This is a genomic window from Agromyces sp. 3263 (genome assembly GCF_031456545.1).
In the GTDB taxonomy this organism is placed as follows: Bacteria; Actinomycetota; Actinomycetes; order Actinomycetales; family Microbacteriaceae; genus Agromyces.
In genome coordinates this window covers 320350-332294 of the sequence record NZ_JAVDUV010000002.1, presented here as the reverse complement: position 1 = coordinate 332294, position 11945 = coordinate 320350, and the positions used below count along the sequence as shown (strand labels likewise).

13 protein-coding genes are annotated in these 11945 nt (G+C 69.8%); 6 read left to right on the top strand and 7 right to left on the bottom strand.

Features of this window, described 5'->3' with window-relative positions; all coding sequences use genetic code 11:
• Positions 1-5: 5 nt before the first annotated feature.
• Positions 6-2435: a DEAD/DEAH box helicase gene (locus J2X63_RS14740; RefSeq protein WP_309978570.1), complete on the top strand. Its 2430-nt coding sequence runs from the start codon at positions 6-8 to the stop codon at positions 2433-2435.
• 33 nt (positions 2436-2468) lie between these two features.
• Entirely contained in the window at positions 2469-4061 is a 1593-nt protein-coding gene (lnt, locus tag J2X63_RS14735; RefSeq protein ID WP_309978567.1) for an apolipoprotein N-acyltransferase, read from the top strand.
• A gap of 35 nt (positions 4062-4096) precedes the next feature.
• Here lnt and J2X63_RS14730 read toward each other — a convergent pair whose 3' ends face one another.
• The 4 genes from J2X63_RS14730 to J2X63_RS14715 form a co-directional block, all read right to left on the bottom strand.
• Positions 4097-4462 (bottom strand): RNA polymerase-binding protein RbpA, encoded by a 366-nt coding sequence (locus J2X63_RS14730; RefSeq protein ID WP_159604868.1) that lies wholly within the window; start codon positions 4460-4462, stop codon positions 4097-4099.
• An 86-nt stretch (positions 4463-4548) separates the two neighbouring features.
• Positions 4549-5301 (bottom strand): glycerophosphodiester phosphodiesterase family protein, encoded by a 753-nt coding sequence (locus tag J2X63_RS14725; protein ID WP_309978563.1) that lies wholly within the window; start codon positions 5299-5301, stop codon positions 4549-4551.
• A 3-nt stretch (positions 5302-5304) separates the two neighbouring features.
• Positions 5305-6276, bottom strand: a complete 972-nt coding sequence (locus J2X63_RS14720; RefSeq protein ID WP_309978562.1) for an SPFH domain-containing protein — start codon at positions 6274-6276, stop codon at positions 5305-5307.
• The gene (locus tag J2X63_RS14715; protein ID WP_309978560.1) at positions 6273-6746 is read right to left on the bottom strand and encodes an NfeD family protein; all 474 of its coding nucleotides are present in this window, start codon (positions 6744-6746) and stop codon (positions 6273-6275) included. Before J2X63_RS14715 ends, J2X63_RS14720 begins: the two co-directional genes overlap by 4 nt.
• 129 nt (positions 6747-6875) lie before the next feature.
• Here J2X63_RS14715 and J2X63_RS14710 point away from each other — a divergent pair, with 129 nt between their 5' ends.
• A complete protein-coding gene (locus tag J2X63_RS14710) occupies positions 6876-7643 on the top strand; it encodes an SDR family oxidoreductase (protein ID WP_309978558.1) in 768 nt (255 codons plus the stop codon).
• An 82-nt stretch (positions 7644-7725) separates the two neighbouring features.
• Here J2X63_RS14710 and J2X63_RS14705 read toward each other — a convergent pair whose 3' ends face one another.
• On the bottom strand, positions 7726-8334 hold the full coding sequence (locus J2X63_RS14705; RefSeq protein WP_159605501.1) for an HdeD family acid-resistance protein: 609 nt from the start codon (positions 8332-8334) through the stop codon (positions 7726-7728).
• A 176-nt stretch (positions 8335-8510) separates the two neighbouring features.
• Between J2X63_RS14705 and J2X63_RS14700 the strand changes: the two genes are divergently transcribed.
• Positions 8511-10178, top strand: coding sequence for a RecQ family ATP-dependent DNA helicase (locus J2X63_RS14700; protein WP_309978555.1), 1668 nt, complete (start codon positions 8511-8513; stop codon positions 10176-10178).
• A gap of 54 nt (positions 10179-10232) precedes the next feature.
• Positions 10233-10610: an META domain-containing protein gene (locus J2X63_RS14695; protein WP_309978553.1), complete on the top strand. Its 378-nt coding sequence runs from the start codon at positions 10233-10235 to the stop codon at positions 10608-10610.
• Positions 10611-10619: 9 nt separating this feature from the next.
• Here the strand turns inward: J2X63_RS14695 and J2X63_RS14690 are convergent, their stop codons facing one another.
• Together J2X63_RS14690 and J2X63_RS14685 are read right to left on the bottom strand one after the other, a co-directional pair.
• On the bottom strand, positions 10620-10853 hold the full coding sequence (locus J2X63_RS14690; RefSeq protein WP_309978551.1) for a helix-turn-helix transcriptional regulator: 234 nt from the start codon (positions 10851-10853) through the stop codon (positions 10620-10622).
• Positions 10853-11350, bottom strand: a complete 498-nt coding sequence (locus J2X63_RS14685) for a DUF2975 domain-containing protein (RefSeq protein WP_309978549.1) — start codon at positions 11348-11350, stop codon at positions 10853-10855. Before J2X63_RS14685 ends, J2X63_RS14690 begins: the two co-directional genes overlap by 1 nt.
• 106 nt (positions 11351-11456) lie before the next feature.
• On the opposite strand from J2X63_RS14685, the gene J2X63_RS14680 reads away from it, so the two are divergent.
• Positions 11457-11867 (top strand): VOC family protein, encoded by a 411-nt coding sequence (locus J2X63_RS14680; protein WP_309978547.1) that lies wholly within the window; start codon positions 11457-11459, stop codon positions 11865-11867.
• Positions 11868-11945: the final 78 nt, after the last annotated feature.

Below are 11945 nucleotides of genomic sequence, written 5' to 3'. Positions count from 1 at the left end.
GGGTGATGAGCCTCTCCCCGGCCGAACGGTATGCGATCTCCCGCGACCAGCGCCGGAAACCACGACTCGCCGAGTTCGCCGCCAGGCTCCGATTCGACCTCGACCCGTTCCAGCGCGCGTCGTGCGGTGCGCTCGACGAAGGGCGCAGCGTGCTCGTCGCGGCGCCGACGGGTGCGGGCAAGACGGTCGTCGCCGAGTTCGCCGTGTTCCTGGCCATGCAGGAGCCCGGTGCGAAGGTGTTCTACACCACGCCCATCAAGGCGCTGAGCAACCAGAAGTTCCAGGAGCTGAGCGACGAGTGGGGCGCCGACCAGGTGGGCCTGCTCACGGGCGACACGAACGTCAATTCGGGCGCGCGCATCGTGGTGATGACCACCGAGGTGCTGCGCAACATGCTGTACGCCGACTCGCCGCTGCTCGACCGCCTCGCCTACGTCGTCATGGATGAGGTGCACTACCTGGCCGACCGGTTCCGCGGCGCCGTGTGGGAGGAGGTCATCATCCACCTCCCCGAGGCGGTGCGGCTCGTGTCCCTCTCGGCGACCGTGTCCAACGCCGAGGAGTTCGGCGACTGGCTGCAGGCGGTCCGCGGTGACACCGACGTGATCGTCTCCGAGGATCGGCCGGTGCCGCTCGAGCAGCACGTGCTCGTGAAGGCGAAGCTCCTCGACCTCTTCGACTCCTCGGGTCAGGCCGCCACGAATCGCGTGAACCCCGAGCTCCAGCGCCTTGCGCGCAGCGGCGGCCGGTCGATCTCGACGCGCTCCGCTCGCGGACGGCGGGGTGGCGATCGCGGTCGGTACCACCAGCCGGCTGCGGGGAGCGGCCGAGCCGACCGCCCCGAGGTGATCGAGCTGCTGCACGGCAAGCACCTGCTTCCCGCCATCGTGTTCATCTTCTCCCGGGTCGGCTGCGACCAGGCGGTGCGCCAGGTGCTCCGATCCGGCATCCGGCTCACCGATTCCGCCGAACGCGACGAGATCCGCTCGATCGTCGAGGAGCGGGCGCGGATGCTCCGCGACGAGGACCTCGCGGTGCTCGGCTACTGGGAATGGCTCGAGGGGCTCCAGCGCGGCGTCGCCGCCCACCACGCCGGCATGCTGCCCGCGTTCAAGGAGATCGTCGAGGAGCTGTTCCAGCTCAAGCTGCTCAAGGTCGTCTTCGCCACCGAGACCCTCGCACTCGGCGTGAACATGCCCGCGCGTTCGGTGGTGCTCGAGAAGCTGGAGAAGTTCAACGGTGAGGCCCGGGTGCCGATCACGCCGGGGGAGTACACGCAGCTCACCGGCCGCGCCGGGCGCCGCGGCATCGACGTCGAGGGGCACTCGGTGATCCAGTGGGTCGACGGACTCGACCCCGAGGCCGTTGCCTCGCTGGCGTCCCGTCGAAGCTACCCGCTGAACTCGAGCTTCAAGCCCACCTACAACATGGCCGTGAACCTCGTCGACCAGTTCGGCCGCGAGCGAACCCGCCAGATCCTCGAACTGTCCTTCGCGCAGTTCCAGGCCGACCGCGCGGTGGTCGACCTGGCCCGCACCCTCCGCAAGCAGGAGGAGTCGATGGCCGGCTTCGAGGAGGCCATGCGCTGCCACCTCGGCGACTTCGGCGAGTATGCCGCCATCCGTCGACGCATCGGCGAGCTCGAGCGGCAGACGTCCAAGGGCAACCCGACGCACGCCCAGCGCGAGCGGCTGCAGCGCGAGCTCGGCGACGCGCGCAAGGCCATGCGCGCGCATCCCTGTCATGGTTGCGCTGAACGGGAGCAGCACGCCCGGTGGGCCGAGCGCTGGTGGCGGCTCAGGCAGGAGCACGACCAGCTCTCCCGCCAGATCCGCACGCGCACGGGCCAGGTCGCCAAGCGATTCGACCGCGTCGCCGAGGTGCTCGAGCAACTCGGATATCTCGAGCGCGACCCGAACGGTTCGCTGGTCTCGACGTCGGCGGGCCGCATCCTGAAGCGGATCTACGGCGAACGCGACCTGCTGGTCGCGGAATGCCTGCGTCAGGGGCTGTGGGACGGGCTCGATGTGCCCTCCCTCGCGGCGATGGCGGCGTCGCTCGTGTACGAACCGCGGCGGGATGACCGCGGCGAGCAGTTCCGCCTGCCGCGCGGCCGCTTCCGGGACGCGTTCGATCGCACCACCGATGTGTGGAGCGAGCTCGACGACCTCGAGCGCGATCATCGCCTGTCGGGCAGCGAGGTTCCCTCGCCCGCCCTGGCGACGGCGATGCACGCCTGGGCCAACGGCGCCGACCTCGGGTTCGTGCTGGCCGACACCGACCTGGCCGCGGGCGACTTCGTCCGCCTGACGAAGCAGGTGGTCGACCTGCTCGACCAGGTGTCGATCGTGGCGGACGCCGAGCTCGGGGCGACCGCGCGCGCGGCGATCGATGCGGTGCGCCGGGGCGTCGTCGCCTACGGCTCGGTGGCGTGAATCGCTCCCGTTCAGGTCGCCTAGGCTGATCTGGTGCCCGAGACCGACCGCCGCCCGCTGCTGCCGCTGTGGGTCGCACTGCTCATCGCGGTCGCCGGCGGACTCGTCTACGACCTCGGCTTCCCCGGGGCGAGCATCTGGCCGCTCGCGTTCGTGGGCATCGGGCTCGCACTGATCAGCCTGATCGGGCGGAGCGTCTGGTCGGCGGCCCTCGTGGGTCTCGCGTTCGGACTCGCCTTCTACCTGCAGCAGGTGTCGTGGACGGCCCTGTACCTCGGTCCGATCCCGTGGCTGGCCCTGTCGATCCTCGAATCGCTGTTCGTCGCCGGTGGCGGCGTGCTCATCGCGCTGGCCTACCGCTGGGTTCCCCGCGCCGGCTCGTCGCGCTGGGTGCGTCTCGTGTGGCTGCCGCTGCTCGTCGCGGGGCTCTGGTGCGTGCGCGAGGCCGCCACCGGCACCATCCCGTACGGCGGGTTCCCGTGGGGCCGTGCGGCGCTCAGCCAGTCGCAGAGCCCGTTCGCCGACGTCGTCTCGTGGATCGGTTCGACCGGACTCGGATTCGTGATGGTGGCGATCGTCGCCGGCGTCATCGAGTGGGTGCGCCTGCGCGGATGGCAGGATCTCCGCACGGCCATCCCCGTCGCCGCGGTGCTGCTGGTGGCCATGGTGCTGCCCGCCTGGACGACCGCCGGGGCGGGCGAACTGCGTGTCGCGAGCGTGCAGGGCAACGGCCCGGCCGGCTACTTCGACGAGCGCGCCCCCGGCGACGTCCTCCGGGCCCAGCTGGAGGCGACCGAGCCGATCCTCGACGAGCCCGGCATCGACGTGCTGCTGTGGCCCGAGGGCGGCTCCGACATCGACCCCCTCCGCAGTGCCGAGACCGCCGCGGTCTTCGACGACCTCAGCGAACAGCTCGACGCCCCGCTCGTGCTCAACACCGTCACGACGCGCGATGACGAGTACTTCAACACGTCGCTGCTGTGGCGAGCCGGCGAGGGTGCCGTCGACAGCTACGACAAGCGCCATCCCGTGCCGTTCGGCGAGTACATCCCCGATCGCGCCTTCTGGGAGCCCTTCGCTCCCGACCTCATCGGGCTCATCCAGCGCGGCTACACCCCGGGCACCAACCCGCCCGTCTTCGACCTCGGCGACGCGGTCACCGGCTTGGCCATCTGCTTCGACGTGATCTACGACGACGTCATCTGGGAGGGCGCGCGAGATGGCGCCGAGCTGTACATGTTCCAGACGAACAACGCCGACTTCCGCGGCACCGACGAGAACGAGCAGCAGCTCGCGATCGCGCGGCTGCGGGCGATCGAGACGGGTCGCTCCGTCGTGAACATCTCGACGGTCGGCACCAGCCAGGTCATCGACCCGAGCGGGCGCACGATCGATGCCCTCCCCGCCTACGAGCCGGGTGCGATGGTGACGGATGTCGCGCTGCGAACGGGCCTGACGCCGTCGGTGATGCTCGGAGCCGCCGTTCCGGCGGTCATCGTCTTCGGGTCCCTCGCCGGACTGATCGCGGCCGGCATCCTTGCCAGGCGCCGGTCGCCACGCAACGGTCGGCCGTCAGGCGATGCGGAGTCGCTGCGGGCCGACGAGATGACGACCGCCGCCGACTGAGTCGCGGCAGGCGTCAGCCGCTCGGGCCCAGTCGGTCAGGCGCCGATCTTCTGCTGGCCGCGACGGGCGCGCAGGAAGGCCAGTCGCTCCTCGAGGAGCTCTTCGAGCTCGGCACGGGTGCGACGCTCGAGGAGCATGTCCCAGTGGGTACGCGCGACCTTCTCGCCGGAGCGGTCGATCTCGACCGGCTTGGAGTCCACGAGCAGGGTGGCCCCAGCCCCGCAGTACTTGCACTCCCAGGTCTCGGGAAGCTCTGCCTCGGTGGAGAACGTCATGACCGTCTCGCGGCCGCACGTCTCGCAACGGTAGGTGTAATCGGCGCGGTCGGCGAAGATCACGCCGTCCTCGCTCTGCAGGCTCTGCGCGCCGATTCGCATGCCCCGAAGGCTCCGGTCCGCCATGGCGTAACTCCTCTCGATCGTCTACAGGTATAAACGATCAAGCTGGGCATTCCCCTTCCAGCGGCTGGGTGATTGCCGGGGAATTCTCAGATTCGCGTGGCGACGAGCGGAACGGCGAGGTCGGCGCGATCGGTGACGAGTCCGTCCACGCCGAGGTCGAGCAGGCGCGTCATCCGCTCCGGTTCGTTGACCGTCCAGACGTGCACCTCGACGCCCGCCGCATGCGCACGATCGACGAAGCGGGGGGTGACGATCCGCACTCCACCGAGCCCTTCGGGCACCTGCAGGGCGATCGCTCCGCGGAGGGCGCGGCGGAAGGCGACCGCCGTCGAGTACGAGGCCCGGAGCGCGCGGACGACCCCCTCCCGTCCGGCCGAGGTGACCGCCTCGGGCACGAGCGCACCGAGTCTCCGTCGGCGCGGATCGGAGAAGCTCGTGAGCAGGACGCGCCGTGCGGCCGCCGTGCGGCGCACGGCGGCGACCGTGGCGGGCACCGCGCCCTCCGCCTTGACGTCGATGTTGAACCGGAGGTCGCGGAAGCCGTCGAGCGCCTCTTCGAGCGAGCAGAAGCCCTGCCCGAGTCCGAGGTCGACCTTGCGCAACTCGCCCATGGTCAGCTTCGCGACCGGCACGTCCCGTCCGGCGACGCGCTTCAGCGTGGGGTCGTGTGCGATCACCGCCACGCCGTCGAACGACACGTGCACGTCGGTCTCGACATAGGCGGCGCCCGCCTCGGCGGCCTTGCCGAAGGCGAGGAGTGAGTTCTCGGGCGCATCGATCGCGAGTCCCCGGTGCGCGAGCACGCGCGGCCCAGGCGGGTCGAAGTAGGTCGAGGCCACGGGTCAGGGACGGCCGACGGGCGGTTCGCCGGTCGACGGTGCGCCGTCGACGGGCGTCGCGCTCGTGGCATCCGTCGAGGGAGCGGCCGGGGGAGTGAAGGCCTTGCCGATGCCCTTCAACGCCTCGGTGAGCTCGCTCGGGACGATCCAGAGCTTGTTGGCCGGCCCCTCGGCGAGCTGCGGCAGCATCTGCAGGTACTGGTAGCCCAACAGCTTGGGGTCGGGGTCGCCCTTGTGGATGGCGTCGAAGACGGTGAGGATCGCCTCCGCCTCGCCCTGCGCGCGGAGGACGGCGGCCTTGGCATCACCCTCGGCCTGCAGGATCGCGGCCTGGCGCGCGCCCTCCGCGGTGAGGATCTGCGACTGCTTCGTGCCTTCCGCGGTGAGGATGAGCGCACGACGATCCCGCTCGGCGCGCATCTGCTTCTCCATCGAGTCCTGGATGGAATGGGGCGGGTCGATCGCCTTCAACTCGACGCGGGACACGCGGATGCCCCACTTGCCGGTCGCCTCGTCGAGTACGACCCTCAGCTGTCCGTTGATGTTGTCTCGGCTGGTGAGCGCCTCCTCGAGGTTGAGGCCGCCGACGACGTTGCGGAGGGTGGTGGTGGTGAGCTGTTCGACCGCCCCGAGGTAGTTGGCGATCTCGTAGGTCGCGGCCCTGGCATCCGTGACCTGGAAGTACACGACGGTGTCGATCGACACGACGAGGTTGTCCTCCGTGATCACGGGCTGCGGAGGGAAGGACACGACCGTCTCGCGCATGTCGACGAGCGGCCGGAGGCGGTCGATGAAGGGGATCAGGATGTTCAGGCCCGGCATGAGCGTCTTGTGGTACCGGCCCAGCCGTTCGACGACACCCGAATACGCCTGCGGGATGATGCGGATCGACCGGGCGAGCACCACGATGACGAAGATGGTGATGGCGGCGACGATCACCACGCCGATGATCGAGCTCACCTCGATTCCGTTCACTGCGGGGCGCTCCTCTCAACGGGCACGACGACGGCCGTCGCGCCATCGATGCCGGTGACGAGCACGCGCTCGCCCACCGCCACATCGGCCTGCTCGGTGATGGGGGAGAGCCGCGCCGTCCAGGTCTCCCCGTTCTGAAGCCGCACCTGCCCGCCCGCGGGGCCCAGGGTGCGCACGACGCTGCCCTCGGCGCCGATGAGGGCGTCGATGTTGCTCCGGGCCGGGTCGCCGCCGCGACGCAGCATGCGGAGGAGCGGGGGTCGCAGGGTCAGGATGAGCGCCACCGCCACGACGGCGGCGATGATGAACTGCGCCCACCACGGGATGCCGAAAAGGCCGGAGAGCAGGCCGGCGACGCTGCCGAGCGCGAGCATGAGGAACGTCATCTCGAGCGTGAAGACCTCGATCGTCGCGAAGACGAGGATGAGCACCAGCCAGACGATCCACGCGTACTGGGTCAGCACATCCATTCGGTCTCCTTTGCACGCGCCCCCTTCGAAACTATCAGGGCGGATGCCGCCGCGGGGGAGTTGATAGTCTCGGTTCGGCGCATCGCCAGGACCCGAGAGTCCGTTCCAAGAGCCACGAGGAGTCCCGCCGTGACCAACCCACTCGCCCCCGGATCGCTCGACGGTCGCGTCGCCCTCGTCACGGGGTCCTCGCGCGGCATCGGGGCCGACACCGCCCGCTACCTCGCGGGCGCGGGCGCAGCCGTGGTCGTGAACTACCGCAGCAAGGCGCCGCGTGCCGAGAAGCTCGTCGGCGAGATCACGGATGCCGGTGGTCGCGCGATCGCGGTCGGCGCCGACCTCACCGACCCCGCCTCGGTCGCGGCGATGTTCGAGCGCACCGTCGCCGAGCTCGGCCTGATCGACATCCTGGTGTTGAATGCCTCCGGCGGCATGGAGACGGGCATGGGCGAGGACTACGCCATGCGCCTGAACCGCGACGCGCAGGTCAACGTCGTCGAGGGCGCGGAGGCGCACCTCGCCGAGGGGGCCCGCATCGTGTTCGTCACGAGCCACCAGGCCCACTTCATCCGCACGACCCCCACCATGCCCGAGTACGAGCCCGTCGCCCTCTCGAAGCGCGCCGGCGAGGACGCCCTCCGCGCGAAGCTGTCCGAGTTCGAGGCATCCGGCGTCGAGTTCGTGGTCGTGTCGGGCGACATGATCGAGGGCACGATCACGGCGACCCTGCTCGAGCGGGCGAACCCCGGCGCCATCGCGGCGCGCAAGGAGGACGCCGGACGCCTGTACAACGTGTCCGAGTTCGCCGCCGAGGTGGCCGCGGCCGCCGTCGATCCGATCCCCGCGGAGCACACCCGGTACGTCGGCGACACGTCGGGCTTCGTCCGCGAAGGCTGAGTCGCCCCGGCACACGCGAAGGCCGGTCGCGAAGCGGTGAACGCTTCGGACCGGCCTTCGTCGTCGGTGGATCCGCTGGATGCTACGCGGCAGCCGTGGCGCCGCGGCCGAACGTGAACGCGCGCACGATCTGCACGATGCCGAGCACGATCAGGCTGATGCCCGCGATGATGAAGAGCACGATCGCGCCCCACAGCGGCGAGAAGAGCAGCACGATGCCGGCGACCACGCTGAGGATGCCGAAGAAGATCGCCCAGCCGCGCGACGGGGCATCGCCCGACTGCACGAGGGTCACGATGCCCTCGACGATCCACAGGATTCCGATGAGGATGCCGAAGAACACGGCGAGCACCTCGGCCGTGGCCTGCACGTTGGCGAGCGCGATGACGCCGCCGATGACGAAGAGCACGCCGAGGATGATGTCGAGCGCTCTCGCGCCCCCGGAGATGCCCTTCGAGAAGATGCCGAGGCCCGCGTAGGCGATGCCGGCGATGATGAAGTAGATGCCGAGGATCACCGTGATCACGAGGAGCGAGTTCTTCGGCCAGAACGTGATCAGGATGCCGACGATGAGGGCGACGGCGCCGCTGACGCCGAGGGCGGTGCGCACCGTGTTGATCGCGGACTTCGACAGCTCGGCTGAATCCAGCGAGAACGCGGCGAAGACCGTATTGGACTGTGGCGAAGACATGAGACTGTCCTTTCTGAGGGCGACGTCGAGGTGCGTTGCTGGGGTCAGGCTATTCCTCGACGCCCGCTGTGCGTCGGATGTGAACGCGCGCGTCGTCGCGCGTCGCACTGCGTCGCGGTGTCAAGGGGTGTGGATGGATGCCACGGGGGCGCGCCGCATGTGGTGCGATGAGTCCGATGAACGGGATCGACGTCGACATGGTGGGACTCCGGCAGCGGATGGACGCGGTCGCGTCCACGGTCTACGGATGGAGCGGACTGAAGCCGGGCCAGGCCGAGGCCATCGAGGCGGTCGTCGCAGGGCGCGACGTGCTGGCCGTGATGCCGACGGGCTACGGCAAGTCGGCCATCTACCAGGTGGCGGCCCACTTGCTCGACGGGCCGACGCTCATCGTCTCTCCGCTCATCGCGCTGCAGGTCGACCAGGTCCGCCAGATCACCGAAGCCGAGGGTGAGGGCGAGGCCGTCGCCGTGAACTCCAGCCGGGCCGCGGGTGCGAACGCCGACGCGTGGGAGGCGGTGCGCAACGGCGAGGCCGAGTTCCTCTTCCTCGCTCCCGAGCAGCTGGCGAAGCCAGAGGTCGTCGCCTCACTCGCCGATGCGGGCGTGTCGCTCGTGGTGATCGACGAGGCGCATTGCGTCTCGTCATGGGGACACGACTTCAGGCCCGACTACCTCGGCCTCGGCGCGGTGATCCAGGCGCTCGGCCACCCCCGCGTGCTGGGGCTGACGGCGACCGGCTCCGCGCCGGTCCGCGAGGAGATCGTCGAGCGGCTGGGCATGCGCGGCCCGCGCATCCTGGTCGGCGGCTTCGATCGGCCCGGCATCCACCTCGCGGTGGAGCGCCATGAGCAGGCGCGCGAGAAGGAGGAGGCCGTCCTGCGGTCGGTGGTCACGGCCGAGAAGCCCGGCCTGCTCTACGTCGCCACGCGCAAGGACACCGAGCGGCTGGCCGAGCGCCTCCGCGAGGAGGGGCTGCGCACGGCGGCGTACCACGGCGGGATGGCCGCGCGGGCGCGACAGGACGTGCACGAGGCCTTCCTCGCCGACGGCCCGTCGGGCTTCGACGTCGTGGTCGCGACGAGTGCGTTCGGGATGGGCGTCGACAAGCCGAACGTGCGATTCGTGGTGCACGCGGCCGTCACCGAGTCGCTCGACGCCTACTACCAGGAGGTCGGTCGCTCCGGGCGCGATGGGCGACCGGCATCCGCCGTGCTGCACTACCGGCCGGAGGATCTCGGCCTTCGGGCGTACTTCGCGTCGGGCAGGCCGAGGGCGGAACGCGTGGCATCCGTCGCCACAGCCCTCGAGGCGGCCCCGCGGCCCGTCGGGGTTCGCGCGCTGGCTGATGAGCTCCGACTGCCCCTGCGCGCGGTCACCACGATCGTGAACATGCTGGTCGAGGGCGGCGCGGCCCGATCCGGTCCCGGTGGCGTGGCCGCGCGCGGTTCGCTCACCCCCGAGCGGGCGCAGGAGATCGTCGACGACCTCGTCGAGCGAAGGAGCCGGATCGACGAGTCGCGGCGCGCCATGGTCCGTGCCTACGCCGAGACGCCGCGGTGCCGCCGCGCCGTCATCCTCGAGTACTTCGGCGCGGAGGCGGTCGAACCATGCGGCAACTGCGACACGTGCGACCGCGGCACCGCGTATGAGGAGCAGGCCGACGCCGCGACCGACGACGCTGCGTCGTTCGCGGTGGACCAGCAGGTGCGTCACACGTCCTGGGGCGAGGGTCGGGTGATGAGCATCGAAGCGGACCGCATCACCGTGTTCTTCGAGGAGGAGGGATATCGCGTGCTCTCGCGGTCCGCGATCGAAGCCGACGGCCTGCTCCGGCCGGCGTGACTTCCGCCCGCGGGGATCTGCCCCCACGCGAGGCCCGCGGGCTATGCTGCGAGCATGTCTGGGAAACGAGCGGCTCTCGCCGCATTCGTGGTGCTGTCCGCCGTCGCACTCACGGGGTGCGCAGCCTCGGGTGACGACTCCGTCGACGCTGTGGGCACATGGTCCGAATCGAGCGACGCGGATGCGCCGTCGTTGACCCTCGATGAAGGTGGGAAGCTGTCCGGAACGGACGGCTGCAACCAGCTCTCGGGCGAATGGAAGGTCGAAGACGACGACATCGTGTACTTCGGCTCGGTGGCCTCGACGCAGAAGGCCTGCGAGGACGTGGACACGTGGCTCGCCGGACTCAGCCAAGCCACCATCTCGGGTTCGACCATGACCGTCGAAGGTGCTGACGGCGCGGAGATCGGTCGGCTCGAACGCGCCGACTGAGCCCGAGGCTCACTCCTGGACCGTGGGTGGTTCGGGTGGTTCGTCGACCCATTCGAGCAGGTCGCCCGGCTGGCATTCGAGCACCCGGCACATCGCGTCGAGCGTGCTGAACCGCACGGCCTTCGCGCGGCCGTTCTTGAGCACGGCGATGTTCGCCGGGGTGAGCCCCACGCGCTCGGCGAACTCGCCGACGCTCATCTTGTGCTTGGCCAGTTGCACGTCGATGCGCACGACGATCGGCATCAGATCACGTCCTCCAGGTCGGACCTGAGCACGCTCGCCTGCCGCAGGAGGGCGCGCAGCACCACGAGGGTGAGCACCACGACGCCGCCGATGAGCACCATGCCGGTGAGGAGCACCGGGATGCCCGGATCCCGGAGCTCCGGCGTGAAGTAGATGACGCCGACGAGGTAGGCCGAGACGGAGGCGAGCAGCAGCCACGCGGCCGCGAGCGACCATACGATCGCGTCGACCCATCCGAAGGCCTGTTCGCTGAAGATCCGGTCGGATCTGACGAGCGTGAGCAGTCGCCACGTGCACACGATCACGACCTGGAAGCAGAGGACCTCGAGGATGCCGAGGGTGAGCAGCAGCCAGGGGATGCCTCCGAGTTCGGGATGCTCGGCGGCCATGTGCGTGAACTGGCCCGGCAGGCTCAGGAACTGCGCCACGACGAGACCGGCGAAGACCATGACGAGCAGCACGCGGAGGGGGAGGACGACACGATCGAGCTTCTGCATGTATCGACTTTCGCTCACTATCTATCGTTTGTCAATCGCCCAGTACTGTTGGATCGGTCAGGAACGGAGAAGCAGCCGGTGGCACGTGACGCGTAGCGTCGCAGCCATGCGCCTCATCATCCACGCGAGCTTCCTCTCGCACGACGACCCTGCACGTGCCCTGGTGTTCTACCGAGACCTGCTCGGGTTCGAGGTCCGCGGTGACGTCGGCTACGACGGGAAGCGCTGGATCACCGTCGGACCCGTCGATCAGCCCGACACGTCCATCGTGCTGGAGCCGGCCGCCGCCGCGCCTGGCCTCACGGAGGAGGAGCGCGAGACGATCGCCGCCATGATGGCGAAGGGCACGTACGGCGGCCTGCTCCTGGCATCCGCCGATCTCGATGCGACCTTCGAGCGTCTGAAGCAAGCCGGCGTCGAGATCGCGCAGGAACCGACCGACCAGCCCTACGGACTGCGTGACTGCGCCGTGCGCGACCCGGCCGGGAACATGATCCGGATCCAGGAGCTGCGATGACGGGGGAGAGCTCGCCTCTCGCGTCGGACGGAACTGGTTGAATCGTGGCAGGCCATGCCGGGGCATCCGGGCGCATCG